General features: G+C 60.2%; 23 protein-coding genes and 4 tRNA genes. 16 read left to right on the top strand and 11 right to left on the bottom strand.

What is annotated here, in order from left to right:
* Positions 1-231: 231 nt before the first annotated feature.
* The 10 genes from AB5Z25_RS08720 to rplA all read left to right on the top strand — a co-directional run bounded on the left by AB5Z25_RS08720 (position 232) and on the right by rplA (position 4,613).
* Positions 232-313, top strand: a tRNA-Tyr gene (locus AB5Z25_RS08720).
* Between the two features lie 10 nt (positions 314-323).
* Positions 324-399 (top strand) — tRNA-Thr (locus AB5Z25_RS08715).
* Positions 400-402: 3 nt separating this feature from the next.
* Positions 403-479: transfer RNA gene (locus AB5Z25_RS08710), tRNA-Met, on the top strand.
* Positions 480-575: 96 nt separating this feature from the next.
* A complete protein-coding gene (gene tuf, locus AB5Z25_RS08705) occupies positions 576-1,766 on the top strand; it encodes an elongation factor Tu (RefSeq protein WP_035137538.1) in 1,191 nt (396 codons plus the stop codon).
* A gap of 279 nt (positions 1,767-2,045) precedes the next feature.
* Positions 2,046-2,195, top strand: coding sequence for a 50S ribosomal protein L33 (gene rpmG, locus AB5Z25_RS08700; RefSeq protein ID WP_022093895.1), 150 nt, complete (start codon positions 2,046-2,048; stop codon positions 2,193-2,195).
* A gap of 13 nt (positions 2,196-2,208) precedes the next feature.
* Positions 2,209-2,284 (top strand) — tRNA-Trp (locus AB5Z25_RS08695).
* A 76-nt stretch (positions 2,285-2,360) separates the two neighbouring features.
* Positions 2,361-2,699 carry a preprotein translocase subunit SecE gene (secE, locus tag AB5Z25_RS08690; RefSeq protein ID WP_117583102.1) on the top strand — a complete coding sequence of 113 codons (339 nt, stop codon included), beginning with the start codon at positions 2,361-2,363 and terminating at the stop codon, positions 2,697-2,699.
* A 3-nt stretch (positions 2,700-2,702) separates the two neighbouring features.
* Positions 2,703-3,239 carry a transcription termination/antitermination protein NusG gene (nusG, locus tag AB5Z25_RS08685; protein ID WP_099432095.1) on the top strand — a complete coding sequence of 179 codons (537 nt, stop codon included), beginning with the start codon at positions 2,703-2,705 and terminating at the stop codon, positions 3,237-3,239.
* A gap of 120 nt (positions 3,240-3,359) precedes the next feature.
* Entirely contained in the window at positions 3,360-3,788 is a 429-nt protein-coding gene (rplK, locus tag AB5Z25_RS08680) for a 50S ribosomal protein L11 (RefSeq protein WP_368135328.1), read from the top strand.
* Between the two features lie 117 nt (positions 3,789-3,905).
* Positions 3,906-4,613 (top strand): 50S ribosomal protein L1, encoded by a 708-nt coding sequence (gene rplA, locus AB5Z25_RS08675; RefSeq protein ID WP_368135327.1) that lies wholly within the window; start codon positions 3,906-3,908, stop codon positions 4,611-4,613.
* Positions 4,614-4,738: 125 nt separating this feature from the next.
* On the opposite strand, the gene AB5Z25_RS08670 is transcribed toward rplA, so the two are convergent.
* The 10 genes from AB5Z25_RS08670 to AB5Z25_RS08625 all read right to left on the bottom strand — a co-directional run bounded on the left by AB5Z25_RS08670 (position 4,739) and on the right by AB5Z25_RS08625 (position 16,697).
* Complete coding sequence (locus AB5Z25_RS08670) at positions 4,739-5,449, bottom strand: metallophosphoesterase family protein (protein ID WP_368135326.1); 711 nt, start codon at positions 5,447-5,449, stop codon at positions 4,739-4,741.
* Positions 5,446-7,362: a BMP family ABC transporter substrate-binding protein gene (locus AB5Z25_RS08665; protein ID WP_368135325.1), complete on the bottom strand. Its 1,917-nt coding sequence runs from the start codon at positions 7,360-7,362 to the stop codon at positions 5,446-5,448. Before AB5Z25_RS08665 ends, AB5Z25_RS08670 begins: the two co-directional genes overlap by 4 nt.
* Before the next feature lie 92 nt (positions 7,363-7,454).
* Complete coding sequence (locus AB5Z25_RS08660) at positions 7,455-8,222, bottom strand: mechanosensitive ion channel family protein (protein ID WP_368135324.1); 768 nt, start codon at positions 8,220-8,222, stop codon at positions 7,455-7,457.
* Positions 8,223-8,350: 128 nt separating this feature from the next.
* Entirely contained in the window at positions 8,351-10,375 is a 2,025-nt protein-coding gene (locus AB5Z25_RS08655; protein ID WP_368135323.1) for a bifunctional metallophosphatase/5'-nucleotidase, read from the bottom strand.
* A gap of 72 nt (positions 10,376-10,447) precedes the next feature.
* Positions 10,448-11,242, bottom strand: a complete 795-nt coding sequence (locus tag AB5Z25_RS08650; RefSeq protein WP_022093887.1) for an ABC transporter ATP-binding protein — start codon at positions 11,240-11,242, stop codon at positions 10,448-10,450.
* Entirely contained in the window at positions 11,235-12,158 is a 924-nt protein-coding gene (locus AB5Z25_RS08645) for an ABC transporter permease (protein WP_368135322.1), read from the bottom strand. Before AB5Z25_RS08645 ends, AB5Z25_RS08650 begins: the two co-directional genes overlap by 8 nt.
* Positions 12,159-12,362: 204 nt before the next feature.
* Positions 12,363-13,343, bottom strand: a complete 981-nt coding sequence (locus tag AB5Z25_RS08640) for an ABC transporter substrate-binding protein (protein WP_368135321.1) — start codon at positions 13,341-13,343, stop codon at positions 12,363-12,365.
* A gap of 160 nt (positions 13,344-13,503) precedes the next feature.
* Positions 13,504-14,289: a hypothetical protein gene (locus tag AB5Z25_RS08635; RefSeq protein WP_195245950.1), complete on the bottom strand. Its 786-nt coding sequence runs from the start codon at positions 14,287-14,289 to the stop codon at positions 13,504-13,506.
* 259 nt (positions 14,290-14,548) lie between these two features.
* Positions 14,549-15,952, bottom strand: a complete 1,404-nt coding sequence (gene asnS / locus AB5Z25_RS08630) for an asparagine--tRNA ligase (RefSeq protein ID WP_368135320.1) — start codon at positions 15,950-15,952, stop codon at positions 14,549-14,551.
* Between the two features lie 181 nt (positions 15,953-16,133).
* The gene (locus AB5Z25_RS08625; protein WP_040359007.1) at positions 16,134-16,697 is read right to left on the bottom strand and encodes a PTS sugar transporter subunit IIA; all 564 of its coding nucleotides are present in this window, start codon (positions 16,695-16,697) and stop codon (positions 16,134-16,136) included.
* Between the two features lie 244 nt (positions 16,698-16,941).
* Between AB5Z25_RS08625 and AB5Z25_RS08620 the strand changes: the two genes are divergently transcribed.
* From AB5Z25_RS08620 to AB5Z25_RS08600, 5 genes are all read left to right on the top strand, one after another.
* Positions 16,942-17,844 (top strand): alpha/beta hydrolase, encoded by a 903-nt coding sequence (locus tag AB5Z25_RS08620; protein ID WP_368135319.1) that lies wholly within the window; start codon positions 16,942-16,944, stop codon positions 17,842-17,844.
* Between the two features lie 411 nt (positions 17,845-18,255).
* Entirely contained in the window at positions 18,256-20,616 is a 2,361-nt protein-coding gene (gene feoB / locus AB5Z25_RS08615; protein WP_368135318.1) for a ferrous iron transport protein B, read from the top strand.
* 121 nt (positions 20,617-20,737) lie between these two features.
* Complete coding sequence (locus AB5Z25_RS08610; protein ID WP_368135317.1) at positions 20,738-21,934, top strand: MFS transporter; 1,197 nt, start codon at positions 20,738-20,740, stop codon at positions 21,932-21,934.
* Positions 21,935-22,087: 153 nt separating this feature from the next.
* On the top strand, positions 22,088-23,464 hold the full coding sequence (locus tag AB5Z25_RS08605; RefSeq protein WP_368135316.1) for an alpha-amylase family glycosyl hydrolase: 1,377 nt from the start codon (positions 22,088-22,090) through the stop codon (positions 23,462-23,464).
* Positions 23,465-23,467: 3 nt separating this feature from the next.
* On the top strand, positions 23,468-24,031 hold the full coding sequence (locus AB5Z25_RS08600) for a uracil-DNA glycosylase family protein (RefSeq protein ID WP_368135315.1): 564 nt from the start codon (positions 23,468-23,470) through the stop codon (positions 24,029-24,031).
* 1 nt (position 24,032) lies between these two features.
* Here the strand turns inward: AB5Z25_RS08600 and AB5Z25_RS08595 are convergent, their stop codons facing one another.
* Positions 24,033-24,692 (bottom strand): hypothetical protein, encoded by a 660-nt coding sequence (locus AB5Z25_RS08595; protein WP_368135314.1) that lies wholly within the window; start codon positions 24,690-24,692, stop codon positions 24,033-24,035.
* A 93-nt stretch (positions 24,693-24,785) separates the two neighbouring features.
* Here AB5Z25_RS08595 and AB5Z25_RS08590 point away from each other — a divergent pair.
* Positions 24,786-25,225 (top strand): aminotransferase class I/II-fold pyridoxal phosphate-dependent enzyme (locus AB5Z25_RS08590; protein WP_368135313.1); only part of this gene is annotated, 440 nt, incomplete at its 3' end.

The raw sequence follows: 25,225 nt of genomic DNA, 5'->3' as shown, positions 1-25,225 counted from the left end.
GTACTCCACTACAGCAAAGTGTTACCTTGGGAAACGTCACCTCAGTATCCAAAACCACTGTCCTTCATATCCAAATTCAATAAAACCGCAGGTCACGGCTATATAGATACGCCCGGCACCGTGTATCTAGAGGTTTTCGTTGACAGCCCCCAAGGTGGCATCGTATTATCTTCTTCGTTCGCGGGGGCGGCGGTCCAAAAGACCAAAGGACCTGCGGATACTTGAACGATTGGGAGTTTGCCCGAGTGGTTAATGGGGACGGGCTGTAAACCCGTTGGCTCTGCCTACATAGGTTCGAATCCTATAGCTCCCACCCGTCAAGTGCCTGTATAGCTCAGTCGGTAGAGCACTTCGTTGGTAACGAAGAGGTCACCAGTTCAAGTCTGGTTGCAGGCTCCATCCGGCGGTGTAGCTCAGTTGGTTAGAGCACACGGTTCATACCCGTGGCGTCACTGGTTCGAATCCAGTCACCGCTACCATAGGTAACACGGTGGCTTCTCAATAGTATGTTGAGAGGCCACTATGGTATAAAGGCAAAGTCCCGTCCGGGGACGACCTGTTAAGAGGAGGGCTTTATGGCCAAAGAGAAGTTTGAGCGCACTAAGCCGCATGTTAACATCGGCACCATTGGTCACGTCGACCACGGCAAGACCACGCTGACCGCTGCCATCACCAAGGTTCTCTCCGAGACCGAGGGCTGCAAGGCTGACTTCACTGCGTTCGAGAACATCGACAAGGCTCCCGAGGAGCGCGAGCGCGGCATTACGATTTCCGTCTCCCACGTTGAGTACGAGACCGCTGCCCGTCACTACGCTCACGTTGACTGCCCGGGCCACGCTGACTACGTCAAGAACATGATCTCCGGTGCTGCTCAGATGGACGGCGCTATCCTGGTCATCGCCGCTACCGACGGCCCCATGGCTCAGACTCGCGAGCACATCCTGCTCGCCCGTCAGGTCGGCGTTCCCTACATCGTCGTCTTCTTGAACAAGTGCGACATGGTCGACGATGACGAGCTCATCGACCTCGTCGAGATGGAGACCCGTGAGCTCCTCTCCGAGTACGATTTCCCCGGCGACGACATCCCCGTCATCCGTGGTTCCGCTCTGGGCGCTCTCGAGGGCGACGCCAAGTGGATGGACGCTATCCGCGAGCTCATGAAGGCCGTCGACGAGTACATCCCGACGCCTGCTCGTAACAACGACCTCCCCTTCCTGATGGCCGTTGAGGACGTTATGACCATCTCTGGCCGTGGTACCGTTGCTACCGGCCGTGTCGAGCGCGGTGAGCTCAAGCTCAACGAGCCCGTCGAGATCGTCGGCATCAAGGATACCCAGAACACCGTCGTTACCGGTATCGAGATGTTCCGTAAGTCCATGGACTTCTGCGAGGCTGGCGACAACGTCGGTCTGCTGCTCCGCGGCATCAAGCGCGAGGACATCGAGCGCGGCCAGGTTCTCTGCAAGCCCGGTTCGGTTACCCCGCACACCAAGTTCACCGGTGAGATCTACGTTCTGACCAAGGAGGAGGGCGGCCGTCACACCCCGTTCTTCGATGGTTATCGTCCTCAGTTCTACTTCCGTACCACCGACGTTACCGGTACGGTCAAGCTCCCCGAGGGCACCGAGATGGCTATGCCTGGTGACCACATCACCATCGAGGGCGACCTCATCCACCCGATCGCCATGGAGGAGGGCCTGCGCTTCGCTATCCGCGAGGGTGGCCACACCGTCGGTTCGGGCATCGTCTCCACGATCATTGAGTAAATTAGCTCTTTGATATAGCTGACTTAGAGAACCCGGCACTTATATGGGTGCCGGGTTCTTTTCTGCAATGGATATTGAGCCGTTGCTGGTGTCGAGAGGGTCGATAATGGTCCTGGATGCACCGTCGATTAGCTCTCGATGGCTTCATTGATGTGTTCCAAATATGAATGGATCCACCGAGAACCAATTTACTCGAGGTTTTCATTGACAGCACTTACGTGGAGCTGATAAAGTAACAACTCGTGCCCGTACGGGGCGGAAATGAAAGGTTCAGGATACATGCGTACTCTAGTTACTCTTGCGTGCACTGAGTGCAAGCGCCGCAACTATACGACCACCAAGAACAAGTCGACCATGCCTGATCGTATGGAGATCAAGAAGTATTGCCCCTGGTGCCGTCACCACACGCTGCACAAAGAGACTCGCTAGTCTCTAGTCACATACGCCAGTAGTTCAATTGGTAGAGCATCGGTCTCCAAAACCGAGTGTTGAGGGTTCGAGTCCTTCCTGGCGTGCCAGTCATTATTCCGTAAGCTCCCAATTGGGGGCTTACGGTTTACTCATGTATAAGCGCATTGCGCGGAGGTAACCCAAATGGCCAACAAGAAGAACAAGAAGAAGGCTCAGCAGCCGGCACCTGCCAACAACGCTGCCGCCAACTCCAAGGTTGAGGCCAAGAAGGCCGTTGCCAAGAAGAACGAGAAGGCTGCGAAGTCCAAGAAGAACGAGAAGCCTGGTTTCTTTGCCCGCACCAAGAAGTATTTCGCTTCGGTGAAGTCCGAGATGAAGCGTGTCACGTGGCCCGATAAGAAGGAGCTCGTGAACTACTCGGTCGTCGTTTGCGCTTCTCTGATCGTCGTCGGCGTCGTCATCGCTCTGCTCGATGCTGGCTTTGGCGAGGCTCTTGCTCTGTTCTCTGGATTGAGGGGCTAAACCATGTCTAAGCGTTGGTACGTCGTTCACACTTACTCTGGATACGAGAACCGCGTTAAGTCCGATCTCGAGCATCGCATCGAGACCATGGGCATGCAGGACCGTATCTTTGATATCGAGATTCCTATGGAGCGTGTCACCGAGATTAAAGAGGGTGGCAAGCGCGAGACCAAGGATTCCAAGATCTTCCCGGGTTATGTCCTGGTTCGCATGGAGATGGATGACGATGCTTGGACGTGTGTTCGCAACACGCCCGGCGTCACCGGTTTCCTGGGCGGCAATGGCAAGCCCGCTCCGCTTTCCCGCGACGAGTACAATAAGATGACTCGTCGTCCCGGTAAGGGCGATTCGCCCAAGCGTACGTCGGTTGATATTGAGGTCGGTACGTCCGTCCGCGTCACCGATGGCCCGCTTACCGACTTTGATGGCAAGGTCTCCGAGGTTAACACCGAGGCAGGCAAGCTCAAGGTCACGCTGATGATCTTTGGCCGTGAGACGCCGGTCGAGCTCGACTTTAACCAGGTCGCTGTCATCGCTTAAGTTTTCGTCCGTTCGCGCGAGCGTGCTTCTTCTGTGACTGCTCATCTCAGGAGTGCTTCTAACACGTGCGTGCTTACGATATAGCAAGTACTTCACACTCGTGATTCGAAAGGAATGACCATGGCTGAGAAGAAGGTTGCCAACGTCATTAAGCTCCAGATTCCTGCTGGTGCAGCTAGCCCCGCTCCTCCCGTCGGCCCCGCCCTGGGCGCTGCTGGCGTGAACATCATGCAGTTCTGCCAGGCTTTTAACGCCGAGACGCAGGACAAGAAGGGCGACATCATCCCCGTTGAGATCACTGTCTACGAGGATAAGTCCTTCTCCTTCATCACCAAGACCCCGCCGGCGGCTCACCTCATCAAGAAGGAGCTGAACCTCAAGTCTGGTTCCGCTAAGCCCCAGGCCGACAAGGTTGGTCAGCTCTCCCAGGAGCAGCTCACCAAGATCGCCGAGATCAAGATGCCGGACCTCAATGCCAACGACATTGACGCCGCCAAGAAGATCATCGCCGGTACCGCCCGTTCCATGGGCGTCACCATCGCTGAGTAGCGATTTCTTTTGGTAACGACGGGTGCTCCGGCCGGGGCGCCCGTTAAATGTGTGCAATAGGGCACACGATACGATGTGGGAGGGCTCGCGCCCGTTTAACCACAGGAGGTAATGCACATGGCTAAGCATGGTAAGAGCTATAACGCCGCTGCCGAGAAGATCGACCGCGCCACGCTCTACACCCCCCTTCAGGCTGCCAAGCTCATCAAGGAGCTCGACACCGCCAAGTTCGACGAGACCGTCGAGGCCCACTTCCGTCTGGGCGTCGATACTCGTAAGGCCGACCAGAACATCCGCGGTTCCATCTCCCTGCCCCACGGTACCGGCAAGACCATTCGTGTTGCCGTCTTCGCCGAGGGCGAGAAGGCCCGCGAGGCCGAGGCTGCCGGCGCCGACATCATCGGTTCCGACGAGCTCGTCGCCCAGATCCAGAAGGGCGAGATCAACTTCGACGCCGCTATCGCTACGCCGAACATGATGGCCAAGGTTGGCCGCATCGGTAAGATCCTTGGTCCCCGTGGCCTCATGCCGAACCCCAAGCTCGGCACCGTGACCATGGACGTCGCCAAGATGGTCTCCGAGCTCAAGGCCGGCCGCGTTGAGTATCGCGCCGACCGCTACGGCATCTGCCACGTGCCCCTGGGCAAGAAGTCCTTCTCCGAGCAGCAGCTCGTCGAGAACTATGCTGTCCTGTACACCGAGATTCTGCGCGTCAAGCCCTCTTCTGCTAAGGGCAAGTACGTCAAGTCCATCTCCGTGTCTTCCACCATGGGCCCTGGCGTCAAGGTCGATCCCGCTATCCAGCGCGACTTCCTGGCTGAGTAACTAACGGTTACTGCCTGAGCAAAGCAAGCATTGCTAAAGAAACCCGGTTCTGTCTCGTGCAGGACCGGGTTTCTTGCTATCGCGTCAAAACTACCTCAAAGGGGACAGTGCCCCCTTTGAGGTAATTACCAGGGTGTTCTAGCGGTTGAGGACTCGATGGCCTCGTGGCGCTTTAGCTCACGGCGCATGGTTTGCGAATTGAGCCAGGCTGCCTGCCAGCCACGGATGGGGTAGCGCGTCTGGTCGAGCTCAAACTGCGTATAGCCGCTGGCGTTGATGATCGTTGCCCCGCATGCATGTTGACGCTCACGCTGAAAGTCGTGACCATAGCATTGGTGCACATGCCCGTGCACCATGTAGTCGGGATTCCAGGACTCGAGCGCTGTGTTAAAGCATTCGAATCCTCGATGTGGCAGATCGTCCAGATCGCCCACGCCGGCGGCGGGCGCATGGGTGAGCAATATGTCGCAGCCGCCGACCATCTTCACTTTGCGGGACAGCTTTCGCACGCGCTTGGCCATCTCGCGCTCGGTGTACATGTTGGCGCCATCTCGGTAGCGCATGGAGCCGCCAAGCCCCGCAATGCGGACGCCGCGATACACGTACACGGTGTCTTCGACACAGATGCAGCCGCCCGGTGCATGACGTGCGTAGCGGTCATCGTGATTGCCTCGCACGTAGATGAGCGGTTTGTTGATGACCGTGACCAAAAACTCAAGATAGTCCGGGTCCAGATCGCCAGCGGACAAAATCAGGTCGACACCCTCAAAGCGTTCTTTGCGAAAGCACTCCCAAAGGCATCGTTCTTCGGTATCGGCTATGGCAAGGATTTTCATAGGGCGCGGACCTTCGGCTCATCGTCGGGCTGCGGAATGGTGCCCACCACGTTGTCTGCCAGCCAGTCCATCTCGACGATTTGCGTGCTCGGCAGTGGGGGAAAGCCTTCGATCTGCACCACGCCGTCTTGGCTATGGAGCTCGCCGCCAAATGGATTGATGGAGCCCTCGACAATGCCATTGCGCAGTAGCTGAACGAGCTTGCGCGTCTGATAGGGCAGGCCTGGAGCGTAGCGAATATCGATAACGCCCGAACTCATGCCATACCAGTAGTTGACGGCGCGAACCTGGCTGTCGTCACTGGTCTCATCCCAGGTGCCATGCAGCAGGCTTCGCACGATAAGCTCGTAGTAACGGCCCCAGTTCCATACCGGCATGGCAATGCCGGCAACCTTGCCATCGACCAAGCGGTGGAGTCCGTAGGCTGTGGGGTCTTCGAGCGGCTTTGACATGTCGGCGCCGGACATGACGCTTACACCTTCGCGGCGCATGGCGTCGGCAAGGCCTCCGGCGGGCACATCGCCCCAGGTCAGGATAATTTGCGCGCGGGGGTCGAGCAGCGAGGCGCCAATCGCAAAGGCGTTGATCTCGCTGAGTGCGCCCGAGGCGAAGACCGACGCGTGGTAACCGATGCGGTGGTTGTCCGCCATGCTGGCCGCAAGGGCGCCCAGCAGAAACTTTGCCTCGTACATCTTTCCAAAATACGAACGCACGCTTTGATGGGGAAGGCCGATAGAGCAGTTGAGGAACCGCACCTGGGGATACTCAACTGCTGCCCTGAGCGCGTATTCCATCAGGCGATGCGAGGTCGAGAAGATGACGCTGTCTCCATGTTTGACAGCCGTTTCCACGGCGGCGTAGAACACGTCTGGATCGTGGCAGTCCTCGAACGCCTCGGTGCGCACGATGCCGCCAAAGTGCTCGTCAAGATACTGACGCCCTTGGTCGTGCAGACTGTCCCAGCTCGACGTCGCACAGGGGAACTCATGGATAAAGGCGATGCGCAGGGGGTTGGCAGCCGAATAGACGGTCTTGCCCATAAAGAAGTTGAGCACGCCGGAGGTGGACTTGGCGTGCGTCTCCTCCTCGTCGACACTCGGTGCTTCGACAAGATCGACCTTGTCCTCGTCATTTTTGCCGGCAATGACCAGCTCGCGCCAAATCTTGCACAGGCGGTTTACGACGATATCTGTCGGCGTATCCAGCAGGCGGTCCTGGTTGTACACATTGAGGTAGACGAGCATGGCGTCGGCGGGCGTAATGTCCAGGTGGTCGCCGCCTGCGCGAAGGTAGGCGCGCTTAAAGAGCAGGAAGGTGTGGCGCAGGTAGTCGACCTTTTTCTGCGGCCATTTTTCGATAAGGTTCTGACCGAGCATCTTGGCGAGCGTTTCGTAGCTTCCCTCGCGCGAGAACTCGATCTCGTATAGGGGGCAGACGCGCCAAAACGCACAGAACTCACCGTACAGGCGGCTTTCGATGGAATCCCACGTGCCGGGGTAGAGACGGGTGACCTTGGCTGAAACCGTCGGGGAGTCCAGGAATTTGAGGACGCTGACGCGCTTGTTGCCCTCTTGGACGTAAAACCGATGCATGAACTCGGTGACGATGATGGGGTCGCGATAGCCCTCGGTCACCTGGATGTCGTAGAGGTTAGACCACTTACGGGCGAACTCGGTGCTAAACGGCAGCAGGGGCATGAAGTTGCACGAAAAGGCGGACTGACGGCCCTTGGTAACCGTTCCGACGACCATTTCGAGTGGAATCTCTCTCAGGCCGACATTCTCTCGTTGACCTAAGGGGAGCTGGGCAACCAAGCTATCGAGGTCCGTGAGGTACGGATGCTCGCTTTGACTAATGGCGCGTCGACGTCCTTGCTCGCCGCGCTTGCGTGCTTGACGATAGGCCTCTTCCATAGCTTTGCTCCCTTAGTCGTTTAAACAACTATATGAACCATGGTACCACGAATGAAAACCACCACAAAGGTGCCTGTCCCCTTTGTGGTGGTTTAGGCGATGATGGGGGCGATGGCGCGGATGCAGGCGTCGGCTGCCGTAAAGGTGGTGCTGTCGTCGCTGACGATAAAGATGATCTTGCCCTTAATGCCAAAGTCGCCGATCTCGCTAAAGAGCACGTAGGGCTCCTTGTCAAAGCCCGAGATGGGTGAGACGGCCGTTTTGGTGGCGCTGACGAGCTCGTCTGCTAGCACATCGAGCGATGCCCATTTGGAGGGGTCTTTGACCGCGACGGGGACGGCCACGCGCCCAAAGGGCATCAAATGCACGAGTGTGTTCTTGGAAATGTTGGAGTTGGGGACAATGACGGTCTGCCCGCAGGCATCTTCGATGGTCGTGTGGCGCCAAGTGATGTCCTGGACCACGCCCGACACGCCACCGACTTCGATATTGTCGCCGGGCTTGATGATGCCCATAAAGGTCACCTGCATGCCGCCGATAAGGTTTGAGAGCGTGTCCTGAAAGCCGAGCGAGATGGCGATGCCGCCGACGCCAAGAGCGGCGACGAGCGCGTTTGCGTTAATGCCAAAGCAGTTGTCGAGGATAAAGCTGCCGCCGATCACCCAGATGACGGCGCGCGCGATATTGATGAAGATACTCGATGCCGGAAGCGGGTTATCGTCGCGGTTGAGTAGGTGACGCAGAGTCTTGGATGCGACCTTGGCGGCGACGGCGGTGCCTATCGCCAAGATGACGGCCCAGATGATGTTGTGGACCCACCGTTGCTCAAAGAAATGAAGAATCGGTTCAAACAATTCCATGTTGGGAAAACCTCCTCATGATCGTCCAACCATGATACCCACCAAAAGCCCGTCCGATCACATTCGGACGGGCTTTTGCGCTCGATATAAGGTTTGTACGGCGGGGCTGCAAGGCCCGGCGGTGTAGCTTAGCGGCGGCGCTTCCAGATAATGCCGAGCATGATGACGATGATGCCGCCGATGAGGCATGCACCGACCACGGCTAGCGTGCGGTCTCCCGTTGCGACAAGCTTGCCGGTTGTCTTCTTGGCGCTGGTTTTCGTGGTCGTAGTAGTCGTGCCGGGCTTGGGCGAGGGCTTAGGCGTTGGATTCGGATTGGGCGTGGGGTCCACGGCTGCGGAGCTGAAGCTGATGGTGCCGGCGAGCCCGGCCATCTTGTTCTCCCAGTCGCTCTTCCCGATCAGCGCTCTGATCGCCGCCTCGCATGTGCCCCACTCGGTGCGCTTGGTGGCATTTGCGAAAGTGGGAAAGTCGGTCGTGTTGGTAATGATGTAGTTGTTGGTGGCGACGGTGTAGTTCTTGGCGGGATCGAGCGTGCTGCCATCCTTGGTGAGCGTGGCGCTCACAATGCGCTTGCCTTCGGGCTGCGTCCAATCAATCGTCACGTTAATGCCGCCAAAGGAGAGAACGCTGCCAGAGTCATCGCGCCACTTGTACTTGTCTTGCGCCTCCTGCTCGGTGTGGCCGGCTGCCACATAGGCTTGCTGAAGCTCGTAGCTGTCGTTGCAATCGTCGCTGATCTGCAGTGAGTGCTCAAGCGCTGCGAGGAAGTTTGCGCCGGTCATGCCCCAGGTCTCCACGGTGTTGCCATAGGGCGAGATGGCGACGACGTTGCCGGCGGTCACATCGCCCGCCGCGATGCCGCCGCGGATGCCGCCCGCGTTTTCGATGGCGAGGTCTGCCCCCGTCAGGGCAAGATAGGAGCCGCAGATAACATGCCCGATGGTCTGGGCTTTGGTGGCGTCGCCCGCTTTACTGGGACGCAGATCGGTGGTGCGCACCATCTCCCAGCCATGCGTACCCGCGGCGTCCTCGCCGTAGAAATAGTTGGTGGAGGATGTGCCGAGCACCTTGTTCGATTCGCTTTCAAAGGCATCGTCGAGTGGCTTGATTTTGTTGTTGCGAACCTCGTCAAGGATGTTCTGGTTGTTAGGGTCTGCCAAAAGGTCGTCGACGTCCTTGGCGGTGTAGAGCTTCTCGTCGCTGTCGCCTGCGGAGACCGTCACCATGTCGTCGTTGGTGGTTTCGGTACCCCTGGTGTCGTACTCATAGGGAATGGAAAGCAGACCAACCTCGGTAAAGGCGCTGCCCGCCTCGACGACGCGGACCGGCTTGCCGTCGGTCCCCGTCACGTTTTCGTCTAAGTTGATGTGCTCGTGGCCCGCGACCAGTGCATCGACCCCAACGAGCTTTGCAGCAAAGGTCTTGGCGTCGAGCGTGTGCGCGATGCAGACGATAACGTTGCAGCCCTCATCCTCGCGCAGTCGCTTGGCCTCGGCATTGATGGCGTCCGCCGCACCCGAGAACGACGTGCCCGCGACCAGGTCCGCGCGTAGCGAGGAGCCCAGCGACTCATCCATGGCTCCGACGACGCCGACCTTAATCTTGTAGTTAAACGTGGGACTGCCCTCGCCGTCCTTCCAAGTGCGATTGAGCGTCTTGGTGATGCTCGAGCTCCATACGCCGTTCGAGGACGTTGCATTCGCGCAGAGCATGGCGAAAGGTGTACTGGTGGCACCATTGCCGGCCATCGTGCGAAGCTTGTCCGCGCCGTAGCTCCAGTCATGGTTGCCCGGTGTGGTTGCGTCGTAGCCGTTTGCGTAGAAGGTGTTCATGAGTTCGGCGATGCTCTTGCCCTCGCTCATGGTGGCAAAGGACTGCCCGTGGAAGGTGTCGCCTGCATCGAGCAGAAAGTCGGGGGCGTTGCTTTGAGCGCTATAGAGAACCGCCAGCCCGTCAAAGCCAATGGTGCCCGTGCCCTTGCTTGCGTTGTAGCTGTACTTGTAGCTGCCGTGGATGTCGTTGGTGTGCATGACGGTTACGGCGCCGTCAATAGCGGCGGGCAGGTTCCCCGCGAAAGCGAGGCTTGGGATGCCTGTGAGCGCGCCGGCAAACAACGCGGCAGCTAACGCAAGGCGGGGGAGTCTTTTCATGGCTGTCTCCTTACTCTTTAACAAAAACCACCACAAAGGTGCCTGTCCCCTTTGTGGTGGTTTTCTAGGTCGTTAGCTCAGCAGCATGCGGTCGTTGGCGAGCTCGCCGCCCGAGACCTCCTCGAACTTCTGCAGTAGGTCGGCGACGGTGAGCGACTTCTTCTCATCGCCCGCCACGTCGTAGATCACGTGGCCTTCGTGCATCATGATCAGACGGTTGCCCAGACGGATGGCGTCGTTCATGTTGTGCGTGACCATGAGCGTGGTCAGGTGGTTCTCGTCGACGATCTCCTCGGTCAGGTTGAGCACCTTCGATGCCGTCTTGGGGTCGAGGGCTGCCGTGTGCTCGTCGAGCAGCAGCAGGCGCGGCTTGGTGAGCGTGGCCATCAGCAGGGTGAGTGCCTGGCGCTGGCCGCCCGAGAGCAGGCCGACCTTAGCGTTGAGACGCGTATCCAGACCAAGGTCCAGGCGCTTGAGCAGCTCAACGTACTCGTCCTTCTCGGCCTTGGTGACGCCCCACGAAAGGCCGCGACGCTGGCCGCGACGCTTGGCGAGGGCCAGGTTCTCGGCGATCTGCATGTCGGCAGCGGTACCGCGCATGGGGTCCTGAAACACGCGGCCCAGGTACTTGGCGCGCTGCGACTCGCTCAGGCGCGAGATATCGGTGCCGTCGAGCTCAATAACGCCCGAATCGAGCGGGTACACGCCGGCGATCATGTTGAGCAGCGTGGACTTGCCGGCGCCATTGCCGCCGATCACGGTTACAAAGTCGCCGTCATTCAGGGTAAGGTCGACGCCGGTGAGCGCGCGCTTCTCGGTGACGGTGCCTTTGTTAAAGGTTTTCTTGACGTGCGAGAGCTTAAGCATCTGCCTCATCCCCCTTCGTGTAGGAGCTGCGGAGCTTATAGCGCTCCCAAACCACGGGCACGCACAGGGCCACAGCGACAATTACGGCGGAAAGCAGCTTCATGTCGTTGGCGTCCATGCCCAACTGCAGCACGATGGCGCGGATAAGGAAGTACACCACGGAGCCAAAGACGGCGGACGCAAGACGGACGCTAAACTGCGTGAGACCGCCGGGCAACAGACGGCCGAGCACCTCACCGATAACAATGGCGGCAAGACCGATAACGATGGCGCCGGTGCCCATGCCAATGTCGGCGTACTTCTGGCTCTGGCAGATGAGCGCGCCCGAAAGGCCGATGAGGGCGTTGGAGAGCACGAGGGCGATCATCTTGGTGGAGTTGGTGTTGACGCCCAGGGCGCGGATCATGTACTCGTTGTTGCCGGTGGCGCGCAGCGCGGAGCCGATCTCGGTGCCAAAGAACCAGTACAGGATGGCGACGATGGCCACGGCCAGCACAATGCCCAGGATGATGGCGACGGTGGACTGCGGTAGACCCGTCATGTTGCTGACGGCCGAGAACACGGTGCCCTTGGCGAGGATGGGCGTATTGGATTTGCCCATGATGCGCAGGTTGATGGACCACAGGCTGATCTGCGTCAGGATTCCGGCGAGGATCGCGGGAATCTCAAAGACGGTGGTCAAAATGCCCGTGACGGCGCCCGCGATGGCGCCCGCGCACATGCCGGCCAGCACGGCGAGCAGCGGGTCGACATTGTTATTTACGATGAGCACGGCGCAGACACAGCCGCCGAGGGCAAAGCTGCCGTCGCAGGTCATATCGGGGATGTCGAGCAGGCGGAACGTGATAAACACACCAAGCACCATAATGCCCCAGAGGACGCCCTGCGAAACGGCGCCCTGCAATGCAATAAGCATGCTTCATACCTCCTAGGATAGGGTGGACACGTGAGTCACCATGATAGCGGTAACAATGCATAAAAGAGCTGCGGCCGGATGTTTTGTCTCATCCGTAACAAGCAGGGCGAACGCCGGTCTTTGGCGTTCGCCCCTGTGGCTCAGATATTGAATAACACGGCAACGGCGCAGGTGCGTGCCCTAGCTGCGCTACCGCGCATGGCGCTACTCGTCCAGAGCGGAAAGGTCGATGCCCAGAGCCTCGGCCATCTCATCGTTCTTGACGACGACCAGGTCCTTGCTCGAGAGGTGCTTGATCGGCATATCCTCGGGCTTGGCCTCGCCCTTCAAAATCTTGACGGCCATCTCGCCCGCGGCGTAGCCCAGGTCCTCGTAGTTAATGGAGAGGGTGAACAGGCCGCCGGCCATGCACATGCCCTCCTCGCCGGTCACGAAGGGAAGCTTGTTCTCCTTGCAGATCTGGCCCACCTGCGAGGCACCCGCGGCGATGGTGTTATCGGTGGGGGAGTACAGCGCGTCGACCTTGCCCACGGCGGACTCGACGACGGACTGGATCTCGTTGGAGCTCGAGACGGTGAAGTCGGTGTACTCCAGACCCAGCTTGTCGAGTTCCTTCTTGGCGGCCTTGATTTGGACGTCGGAGTTGGACTCGGCGGTGCAGTAGAGCAGACCGACCTTCTTTACGTCGGGCAGAACCTTCTGCATCATCTCGAGCTGCTCGGCGACCGGGGTGAGGTCGGAGGCGCCAGTGACGTTGGTGCCGGGCTTTTCGTTGTCCTGGACCAGGCCCGAGGCGGCGTAGTCGGTGATGGCGCAACCCACGATGGGGATATCGGCGGTGGCGCCGGCGGCGGCCTGCGCGGCGGGCGTAGCGATGGCGTAGATCAGGTCGACGCCATCGCCCACGAACTTGTCGGCGATGGACTTACACGTGGACTGGTCATTCTGGGCGTTCTTCTGATCGATCTTGACCTTGAGACCGCTCTTCTTGATGGCCTTGACAAAGCCGTCGTTGGCGGCGTCGAGTGCGGAGTGCTCAGTGAGCTGCAGAACGCCGACGGTGTAGTCGGAACCGGCGGCAGCAGAGCCGGAACCAGAGTTGCCGCCGCATCCGGCGAGCGGAGCGAGCGCGAGCAGGCCAGCAGAGACCAGAAGGCTCCTGCGGCTGATGGTGATGTCCTTCATATCGTTACCCCCAGTATAGAAATGGCTGGAAACACTGCACTCAAACAAAGTGCAAGTGGAACTATAGTAGCGCGGATGTCCATTTTTACAATAACCTGGCAGGTTTTTTAATACAGAACCGGATGGGCGGTACGGGTAGTCGAATGGACGGCGGAGGTTCTTATGCGGCAGAGGCGTCGTCCTCCTCGTCGAGGGCGGCGAAGAGCTTCTTGCCGTCGAGGAGACGCGTGGTGACGTTTCTCATGCGGCCGATCTCTACGGTACGCAGCGTGTCATCGGCGCCTCGGGCGTCATAGACCGTTCCCAGCAAATACGAGATGCCGTCTCGTTGCTTGATGGCAAAGGGGCGGAGTGTCATCCGTGCTACTTCAGTTTCGCCACGTGTCGTGACGCTCGAAATATCAAAACTCACCGTGGTTCCGTGGTCGATGGCCTGCTCGATGAGCTCGCAGGTGTCGATGCGCTTGACGGGCGTGCGCATGGCCTTGGTGGATTTGCCACCGGCGCTTGGAGCAGGCTCGGGTGCATCGAGGTAGCCGCGAACGTCGGCACTCGCCATGGCGACCAAGTGCTGAGCCATGCTTTTTCGAATGGCAATGGGCGTAGAGCGGTTACGCATGACCATGCCGTGGAGCCGGATGATCTCTTCGTCGGTGAGCGGACGGGTCAAGAGCCGATACCCCACGCCGCGTTTGTACTCAATTTCGTATCCGGCATGGCGAAGTGCGGAGATGGCGGTGTAGATGCTGCGTCGCGCCGCCGAGATGGGCATGCGGGCGGGGTCGTCGGGATGGGCGAGGCGCCGGATCAACTCATCGGAAAGCATGGCCTTGTCCTCGCCGGTGTTCTCGCTTAATAGTTGCAGGATGCGAACGGCGCGATAGGCTGCCATCGAGGCGGCGCCTCTCGTTGTGGTGTCGTAGGTTTCAACAGCGGCTTCGGTCATGGTGCCCACGTCCTTTCCGTTTTGGGTAGCGACGGTATGGAGCCTAGGACGCGGGGTTATCCCAGGGGCGCAGGGCGCTCTGGGCGGTCGGTAGTCGTCGGCAAACGGCGGTTCGAGTTTTCAACAGCCCTGCTCAACTGACCAAAAACTTGCCAAAAGCTTGACGGATGCTGTTGAAAAAAGCGTCTCTCGACCGATGTCGAGAGACGCTTGTGCGATGAGCGTTTGCGTGTGGCGACGCGAGCTAGCGTCCGACGTATTAGAAGTCGGCGTTGCCCACGGTGCGCGGGTGCGGCAGGACGTCGCGGATGTTGCCCACGCCGGTGAGGTACATCACCAAGCGCTCGAAGCCCAGACCGTAGCCGGCGTGCTTGCAGGAACCGTAGCGGCGCAGGTCAAGGTAGTACTTGTACTGCTCGGGATTCATGCCCAGGTCCTTGATGCGGGCCTCGAGCAGATCCAGGCGCTCCTCGCGCTGGGAGCCACCGATGATCTCGCCGATGCCCGGCACCAGGCAGTCGGCGGCGGCGACGGTCTTGCCGTCGTCGTTCATGCGCATGTAGAAGGCCTTGATCTCTGCCGGGTAGTCGGTCACGAAGGTCGGGCGCTTAAAGTGCTCCTCGGTCAGGAAACGCTCGTGCTCGGTTTGCAGGTCGATGCCCCAGCTCACGGGGTAGTCAAACTTGTGGCCGGCGGCGACGGCCTGCTCCAGGATTTCGACGGCCTCGGTATAGGTGACGCGGGCAAAGTCGGAGTTTGCCACGTGGTCCAGGCGCTCGATCAGGCCCTTGTCCACAAACTTGTTGAGCATGTTGAGCTCGTCGGGGCAGGTGGCCATAACGTCCTTGAGGACGTACTTGAGCATGGCTTCGGCGTTATCCATGTAGTCGTTCAGATCGGCAAAGGCCATCTCGGGCTCGATCATCCAAAACTCGGCGGCGTGGCGCGTAGTGTTGGAGTTTTCGGCGCGGAAGGTGGGGCCAAAGGTGTACACGTCGCCAAAGGCCATGGCAAAGTTCTCGGCGTTGAGCTGGCCGGACACGGTCAGGCTCGCGTGCTTGCCAAAGAAGTCCTGGCTCCAGTCGACCTCGCCGGACTCGGTGAGGGGCGGATTTTTGGGGTCGAGCGTGGTCACGCGGAACATCTCGCCGGCGCCCTCGCAGTCACTCGTGGTGATGATAGGGGTGTTGACGTAAACAAAGCCCTGCTCCTGGAAGAAGCGGTGGATGGCGGCAGCCGCGACAGAGCGGATGCGGAACACGGCACGGAACAGGTTGGTGCGAGGGCGCAGGTGCTGCTGGGTGCGCAGGAACTCGACGGTTGCGCGCTTCTTCTGCAGCGGGTAATCCGGGGCGCTGACGCCCTCGACCTCGATGGAGGTGGCAGAAAGCTCGAAAGGCTGGGGCGCATCGGGGGTCAGCTTGACGGTGCCGGTGCAAATGAGTGCGGCCGAGACGTTTTGGTGGGCGATCTCGTCGTAGTTGTCGAGTGCCTCGCGGTTCATGACGACCTGCAGGTCGCGGAAGCAGCTGCCGTCGTTGAGCGTAACAAAGCCAAAGTTCTTCATGTCGCGGACGGACTTGATCCAGCCGGCGACGGTGACGGTCTGGCCGCCGAGCGACTCGGCATCGGCATAGAGCTGCGCGATTTTGGTGCGGTTCACGTATCCTCCCATAACGGTTGAATGATAGTTATCCATACAGTTCGATATTCTAGCAGCTCGGCTCATTTGGGCTATACAGATAAGGCATTGGCGGGATGGTTTTTCAAACGAAAAGCGCCCGCGGCCAAATGGTCGCGGGCGCTTGACGAGGTGCCTTTTGGCTGTGTGGCGCGGGGCCTGACTACTTGGTCTTGGCCACCAGCAGCGGGTCGCCCAGCTTGACGAGCGGGTTGCCGCCGATAAGCGTTCCAGACTCGCCGACATGGTCGATGCTCTTAAGACGATCGAGCTCGGAGACGATGACGGTCACGATGTCTTCGTGACCAGCGGCCTTAATGGCCTCGCGGTCGAAGCTGATGAGCGGCTGGCCTGCCTTGACCACATCGCCCATCTCGACAAAGCGGGCAAAACCCTTGCCGTTCATTTCCACGGTGCCCAGGCCAACATGGATGAACACGCGAAGACCGTCCTCGGTGATCATGCCAATGGAGTGGTTGGTGACGGTGGTAGCGCCGATGCGGCCGTTGGCGGGCGCATAGATGGTGCCGGTAATGGGCTCGATGCCATAGCCCTGGCCAAGCATGCCCGAGGCGATCGTCTCGTCGGGGACCTCGTTCAGGTTGACGAGCACGCCGTTGACGGGGGCATAGATGACGCCTTCGCGGGTGGCGAAGCTTGCTGCGGGCGGAACGGACGCCTCGCCCGTCGAGGTGAAGGTGGACTTAAGCGAATCGAGCAGACCCATAGTTGCCTCCAACTTAAATAGGCGCATATCGCGCGTTTGGTTTGCCGGAAACGTTTCATATGTGTTTCGCGGCTTGGTCAACATCCCTCATTCTACGCTGCTCAGCGATGGTCCTGAGCTGGGATTATGTGATATATCAGTTGATGGGAAGCTTATTGCTGAAGTGTTTCTGTGCCACGGGCCCAAGTGGGGTACGCTTGAAAACGAAAAACAAGGGCGCATAATTTGCGCGAAGGGAGCACATATGATTGTCGAGAACCACGCGCTGTGGGGCGAGGAGCCGACCGAGGAATATCCAGCGACGTTTACGTATTTGGGTGCCGAGCCGCTGCCCGATAAACCGAATGGCCGCCGCCCTGCCGTGATTATCTGCGGCGGAGGTGCGTTTACGCATATCGCCCCGCATGAACAGGATCCCGTGGCGTTTGCGTTTTTGGATCACGGTTACCAGGCCTTTGTGCTCAACTATGTGACGAGTGGCACGGGTGACGTGAGCTTTCCGCACCCCCAGGCAGATCTTGCCAAGATGGTCGCCACGGTTCGTGCGAATGCCGACGAGTGGCATGTCGATCCCAAGCGCGTGTGCGTTGTGGGCTTTTCTGCGGGCGGTATGATCTGCGCCTCGCTGGCAACACAGTGGAAGACCGGCCCCTTCGCGGCACTTGCCGGGGCGCGTCCGGACGACATTCGTCCCGATGCCGTGGTGCTGGGCTATCCGCTGCTCGACTTTGCCTATGTGCGCGACATGCAGACGCGCGACCCGCGCATCGACCTGCGCGTGCCAAAGACGGGCGGCAAGACGGGGCGCGATTTGCTCAACGACTATTTGTCGATGGTGACGGGTGGCGAGGCAACTGACGAGCATCTGGCCGACATCTGCCCCACCACGCATGTTTCGCGTCAGATGCCGCCGACCTTTGTGTGGGGCGTGTCCGACGACAAGACGGCGCCGATCGCGCAGGTCTATCCGTTTGCGCAGCGCATGGCCGAGGAGGGCGTCGCATGCGAGATGCACGTCTTTGACCAGGGCGGCCACGGCCTTTCGCTCGGCAACGCCAACACTGCGGTCGACAACGAGGACAAGCAGGCGGCTGTCCGTCCTTGGATTCGCCTGGCCTTCCGCTTCCTGGAGCGCCACGGGTTTTAGTTACGGCGTTTTACCAAACCGCGTAACCGCATGACGCTGCGCCTTTGGTTCCGCCGTTCTAACGAACGGCGGACCGGTCGACGCTGCAAGCCCGCCAGAGCGGCAATCTGACGTTCAGCTTCGGCGGCATGACCAGAAGGTCAATGCCGTCTCGCTTCGCGTCACCTTGCTCGCTCTGGCGGGCTTTCGCTGTCCGCGCCAAAACATCGGCGTTGCCATGGCCCAGATGCGGCACTCGGGGACGTTCCTTTTGTGCCGGTACTTGGGGACGGTCCTTGCACCGATCTGTCGATTGAACATCGTTGTGTGTTCGCGCTATCATGCATGGTTACAATTGGTTAGCCATGGCAAACGGTTAGCCATGGTAAACAAAATGCAACGCCCTGTGGGCGCCGGGGGAGGAACGCGGACGTGAGACTCGATACACTCGAGATTGGAAAGGACGCCGTTGTCGCATCGGTGGCATCGGACGACCAGGCACTCCGACAGCATATTTTGGACATGGGCCTAACGCCGGGCACCGAAGTCACCATGATGAAGTACGCCCCCATGGGCGACCCGCTCGAGATTCGCCTACGCGGCTACGAGTTGACGCTGCGCAAGGACGATGCCGCTCGCATCGAGCTCGTGGGCATTCACGACACCGATACGGGTCCGCGCGCTAACGCCGCAATCGGCACGACGGAGCATCCGGCCCTGGGCGAGGGGACGTATTCGCCCCGCGCGGCAAAGACGGCCGTGCCCGAGGGCGCACCGCTGCATTTTGCCCTCGCCGGCAACCAAAACTGCGGCAAGACCACGCTGTTCAACCAGCTGACGGGCTCCAACCAACATGTCGGTAACTTTCCTGGCGTGACGGTCGACCGCAAAGATGGCGCCATCCGCAATCACCCCGAGGCGAGCGTCACTGATCTGCCCGGCATTTACTCTCTGTCGCCGTACACGGGCGAGGAGATCGTAAGCCGCCAGTTTATCCTGGATGAGCACCCCGACGCCATCATCGATATCATCGACGCCACCAACATCGAGCGTAACCTTTACCTGACGCTGCAGCTTATGGAGCTCGATCGACCCATGGTCATCGCGCTCAACATGATGGACGAGGTGACGGCCAACGGCGGCGCCGTGGACGTCAACCTGCTCGAGAGCCTGCTGGGCGTGCCTGTTGTTCCCATTAGTGCTGCCCGCAACGAGGGTATTGGCGAGTTGGTGGATCATGCCTTGCACGTGGCGCGGTTCCGCGAGCGTCCCGGTCGCCTGGACTTCTGCGCGCCCGATGGTCCGGACGGCGGCGCGCTGCATCGCTGCATTCACGGCATCGCCAACCTTATCGAGGACCATGCCGCGACGGCGCACATTCCCGTGCGTTTTGCGGCGACCAAGCTGGTTGAGGGCGACGAGCTGGTGACCGAGGCGCTTCACCTGGACCGCAACGAGCTCGACGCCATCGAGCACATCATTAGCCAAATGGAGGGCGAGGCCGGCACCGACCGTCTATCTGCGCTGGCTGACATGCGCTTCGGCTTTATCGGCGACGTGTGCGGGCGTTGCGTCGTCAAGCCGCACGAGAGCCGCGAGCACGTGCGCTCCGTCAAGATTGACCGCATCCTGACGGGTCGCTACACGGCCATCCCGGCGTTCCTGGTGATCATGGGTCTCGTCTTTTGGCTGACGTTTGGCGTGATCGGCGCGGCGTTGCAGGGACTTATGAAGGACGGCATCGCTGCCATCATCGCCTCGGCCGATGCGGGTCTCAAGGCGTTCGGCACCAACGACGTAGTGCGCTCGCTGGCTGTCGACGGCGTGCTTACGGGTGTGGGCAGCGTGCTGACCTTCCTGCCGATTATCGTCGTGCTCTTCTTGTTCCTTTCCATTCTGGAAGACTCGGGCTACATGGCGCGCGTGGCCTTTGTCATGGATAAGGTATTGCGTCGCTTTGGCCTGTCGGGCCGCAGCTTTGTGCCCATGCTCGTCGGTTTTGGCTGCACCGTGCCGGCTATCATGTCGACCCGTACGCTCCCATCCGAGCACGACCGCAAGATGACCGTCATGCTCACGCCGTTCATGAGCTGCTCGGCCAAGCTGCCGGTTTACGGCTTGCTGTGCGGAGCATTCTTCCCGCAGGCGACGGTTCCCGCCATGGTCTCGCTCTATCTGATTGGCATTGCGGTTGGTTGCATCGCGGCTTTGGTGCTCAACCGCACGGCATTTAAGGGCGACCCGGTGCCGTTTATCATGGAGCTTCCCAACTACCGCCTGCCGAGCATCAAGACGACGGTGATGCTGGCCTGGGATAAGGCCAAAGACTTTATTACCAAGGCCTTTACCATTATCTTTGCCGCTACCGTGGTCATCTGGTTCCTTCAGACGTTCGACATCCGCTTTAATGTGGTCGCCGATCAGTCGCAGAGTCTGCTTGCCGGTCTGGGTAGCATTATCGCGCCGGCGCTGGCGCCGCTTGGCTTTGGCGACTGGCGTGCATCCACGGCGCTCGTCACCGGACTTATCGCCAAGGAGAGTGTCATCTCGACCCTCACGGTGCTTTTGGGCGCGACCTCGCCTGCGGTGTTGTCGACCATGTTTTCGCCGTTCACCGCCTACGTGTTTTTGGTCTTCACGCTGCTGTATCCGCCCTGCGTGGCCGCCATCGGCGCCGTCAAGAGCGAGCTGGGCGCGCGCTACGCCGTTGCCGTGTTCGCGTTTCAGGTGGCAGTCGCCTGGATCGTGGCGTTTGTCGTGCATTCGGCGGGCATATTGCTGGGGCTGGCTTAGTTATTTATTGACGGCGCAACCTCTGTGTATCGAATTGTTTTCGGCCCCGCATCTGTTGCTGACAGATGCGGGGCCGTTGCTATATAATCGCCTCCACTCAAAATGATTGGAGACGTTATATATGAGTCAGGCAAGGCAAGACGGCATCACGCTCAGGCAGTGGCTCCCGCTCATCGGGCTCACCTGCTGCGCGTTCGTGTTCAACACGTCGGAGTTCATGCCCATCGGCCTGCTGACCGACATCGCTGCATCGTTTTCGCTCACCGAGGCCCAAGCTGGCATCATGATCTCGGTCTATGCCTGGGGCGTCATGCTGCTGTCGTTGCCGCTCATGGTGTTTGCCTCGCGCTTCGAGTTCAAGCGGATGCTGCTGGGCGTGCTGGCCGTGTTCTCGCTCGGTCAGTTCCTGTCCGCTGTGGCGCCGACCTATCCCATCCTGGTCTGCGCGCGCCTGGTGGTCGCTTGCGCACATGCCGTGTTCTGGTCAGTCGCCTCGATTATGGCCTCGCGCCTGGTCGACACTCGCCACGGCGCGCTCGCCATCAGCATGATCGCCACGGGCTCGTCCATCGCGCAGATCTTTGGCCTGCCTCTCGGTCGCGCCATTGGCTTGGCCGTGGGCTGGCGCATGACGTTTGCCGTGGTCGGGGGCCTCTCAGCCATCGCGGTCGTCTACCAGGCAGCGGTGTTCCCGGCCATGCCGGCGGGCGAGCGCTTTACCGTCAAACAGTTGCCCGAGCTGCTCAAGAACCCGCTCCTGATCGCGCTCTACGCGGTCACGGTTTTTATGGCGACCGGCTACTACGCGGGTTACAGCTATATCGAGCCCTTCCTGGCACAGGTCGCGCACGTCGACGCGGGCGCCATCACCATGACGCTGACGGCGTTTGGCTGCTCTGGTCTGCTCGGAAGCTGGCTGTTTGGCCGCCTGTTCGATGGGCATCGCTTCCCGTTCTTGGCTATTACGCTCTCCGGCGTGCCGGCGGCTCTGCTGCTTATGGCTCCTGCAGCCTCGGCGCTCGTGTTGGTGCTTGCCGTCTGCGCGCTATGGGGCTGCTGCGCCACGGCCTTCAATGTGGCGTTCCAGGCCGAGCTCATCAAGTACACGCCGGCGGATTCGTCGGCTGTCGCCATGTCGATCTTCTCGGGCCTGTTCAACCTCGGTATCGGCACGGGTACCGCGATTGGCGGAGCCGTGGTTTCGGGTCCCGGTATCGCCTGGATCGGCTGCGCAGGTGGCGCGATTGCGGTCGCGGGCGTCATCCTCGCCATCACGGTGATGTTCCCGGCCATCCGTCGCGCCAAGCCCGTCGCCTAACCACGTCCCCTCATCAGTTGCGGTGGAATACGGACTGCTGGGCCCAATAAACCCGGCAAACAGTCCGTATTTCACCGCAACTTATTTTGGGGGAGGGGATGCACGGCAGGCATACAATGGATGGCGTTGTGTTGAGCTTACCGGGAGGCTGTTATGTGGGCATACGAGACGACGTTCTATCAGATCTATCCGCTGGGCTTTTGCGGGGCTCCGCGCGAAAACGCTGCACCCGTTGCCGAGGATGAGCTCGCCCAGGCTGCCAACGCCGCGCCCAACCCCGATGCGCCCATCATGAAAATCGCCCAATGGGCCGACTACCTGCAAGAGCTCGGTATTGGCGCTGTGCTGATCAACCCGCCGCTCGAGTCTGATAGCCACGGCTATGATACGCGCAGCCTGCGCCATATCGACCGCCGCCTGGGTGGGGATGCCGATTTTGCCGCCGTATGCGAGACGCTGCACGCCCATGGCATCCGCGTGGTGCTCGATGCCGTCTTCAACCACGTCGGTCGCGGCTTTTGGGCCTTCCGCGATGTGCAGGAGCGCAAGTGGGACTCGCCCTACAAGGACTGGTTCCACATTAGCTTTGATGGCGACTCCTGCTATGGTGACGGCTTTTGGTACGAGGGTTGGGAAGGCCATTTTGAGCTTGTGAAGCTCAACCTGCAAAATCCCGCTGTGGTCGATTACCTGCTTGAGTCCGTGCGCCGCTGGGCCGAAGTCTTTGGCGTCGACGGTCTGCGCCTGGACGTCGCCTATATGCTCGATCGCGATTTTATGCGCCGCCTGCATACTTTTACCCGTGAGCTCAAGTCCGACTTTGTGCTGATTGGTGAGACGCTCCACGGCGACTACAACCAGATCGTCAACGACGAGATGCTCGACTCCTGCACCAACTACGAGTGTTACAAGGGCCTTTACTCCAGCTTTAATTCGGTCAACATGTTCGAGATTGCCCATTCGTTGCATCGCCAGTTTGGCGGCGATCCGTGGTGCATCTACCGCGGCAAACACCTGCTGTCGTTTGTCGACAACCACGATGTGCCGCGCCTGGCGAGCATCCTTACCGACAAGTCTTGCCTACGCCCCGCCTATGGCATGCTGTTTGGCATGCCAGGCATTCCGTGCGTCTATTACGGTAGCGAGTGGGGAATTGCTGGCGAAAAGGGCGGCCCCGATGGCGACTGGGCGCTGCGACCTGCGCTCGATGAGCCTGCGCCCAACGAGCTGACGGCCTTCATCAAGCAGCTCACGCACCTGCGCTCGGCCGACGACGCGGCGGCCCGTGCTCTCAACTACGGTGCCTATCGCAACGTGGTGATCCAGAACAAGCAGCTGCTGTTCGAGCGCGCCTGCGACGACGCGACGGTGCTTGTGGCGGTCAATGCCGTGAACGAGCCCTATACCTTTGGAGCCGGCGAACTCAACGGCTCCTTCGTCGACCTACTTGCCGACGATGCTCCCACGGTCGAGCCGACGGGTACCCTTGAGCTTGCACCCTACGAGGTGCGCTATCTGCTGAGGGCCTAGCTCGTGGCCGCGCCGGACGAGGGCTATCAACATATTGAGCATGGGTTTGAACCCGTGTTTGACGAGCACTCGCGCGTTTTGGTGCTCGGGTCGTTTCCCTCGGTGCTTTCGCGTGCCAATGCCTTTTATTACGGTAACCCTCAGAATCGCTTTTGGCGCGTGATGGCCGCATGCCTCGGTGTGCCCGTGCCGCCCAACGAGGGCGACCCTTTGGCAAGCGGTGAGCCTGCGACGCTCGACGCCTCGATTGTCGCCAAGCGCTCCATGCTGCTGAACGGCGGCGTGGCCCTGTGGGACGTGATCGAGAGCTGTGACATTAAGGGCTCGAGTGACGCGAGCATTCGCAACGTTGTGCCGGCACATATCGAGCGCATTGCGGGCAATGCGCCTATTGAGCAGGTGGTATGCAACGGAGGTACAGCTGGCCGGCTCTACAAGCGCTATCTACAAGAACGCACCGGGCTGCCCGCCATCGTCCTGCCCTCGACGAGTCCCGCCAATGCCGCCTGGCGTCTGGAGCGTCTTGTTGAGCGTTGGCACGAAGCCGTTGACTGGGCCGCTCTCTAATTTAGATATCTGATTGGGCGCGGGCGCCGAGGCGTTTCAGAACGCCTCGCCAGATTGGCGCGGGCACGGCTGGCTCGGCGCAAACCATGCCGTCGACGTTGACGTTGACGGCATTGCCGCCGCCAAGTCGCTGCGCATGCTCGACGGAGCAGCCCATGCGCACAGCGCCCACAAGCTTATCCATCGCTTCGGAAAATGGCCGGCGCAAGAGGCCCATACGCGGGGAGTGGCGAAGCGCCGCAATACCGCTGCCGGCACAGACGACAACGCCGCCACACCACAATTGGTCATGGCGCTCACATGCCTTGTGCAGACGAACGGCGGTCCCGCGCGCCTGCTTAGCGCCCTCTTGTGCGGCTCGAATCGCGGCATAGACGCGCGTTCCCGTACCGCCAAAGCGTTCAAGCGCCTGCTCGATAGCTGTCAACGTCTCATCGTCAGCCATATCTTCAATGGCCAGCACGATGCCATCGACTGCACCGGCATCATCCGCCTCCAAATCGACCGGGCGGGGGAGCGCGGTGCCGGAAAGCCGGGCATAGGCCGCGATGGCATCCTGCAGGTCCCAGAGCAAAAACTCAAGATCGGCGCTATTGGGAATGCTGATATACGCAATGGTCTGCAACGTTTTTGGTACATCGCCGCGCGCGATCGTCTCCATGCCGCCTCCTTTCCGGTTGGTTTCCGTTTAGGTTACACCGTCTGACGGCGCCCCGCCGCGCTATCCTAGTGCAACCCTTACGAAAGGAATGCCATGCGTCTGCCCATGAATACCTCGCTTGCCACGCTTAAGCCCTCCGGCATCCGTCGGATTAACGCGCTCGCTGCCCAGCACCCAGGGTGCATCGCGCTTGCGCTTGGCGAGCCCGATTTTCCCACGCCCGATGTGATTAGCGCCGAGGTGACCGCCGCGCTGGGCCGCGGCGACACGCACTATCCGCCCAACAACGGTCGCCCCGCCCTGCGCGAGGCGCTGTCTGCCTACATGGGGAACGCGGGCCTGGCGTTTTCGGCCGACGAGGTCATCCTGACCGACGGCGCGACCGAGGCCCTGTCGGCAGCATTCATGGCTATGCTCAACCCCGGCGACGAGGTCATCATCCCCACGCCGGCCTTTGGCCTGTACGAGAGCATCGTCGTGGCCAATCACGCCAAGGCGGTCTTTTTGGATACGGAGCCTGCGCAATTCCAGAT

The organism is Collinsella aerofaciens (genome assembly GCF_040910325.1).
GTDB lineage: Bacteria > Actinomycetota > Coriobacteriia > Coriobacteriales > Coriobacteriaceae > Collinsella > Collinsella aerofaciens_BL.
Note: the sequence above shows the minus strand (reverse complement) of the source record. Positions and strands in the feature narration are given on the sequence as shown.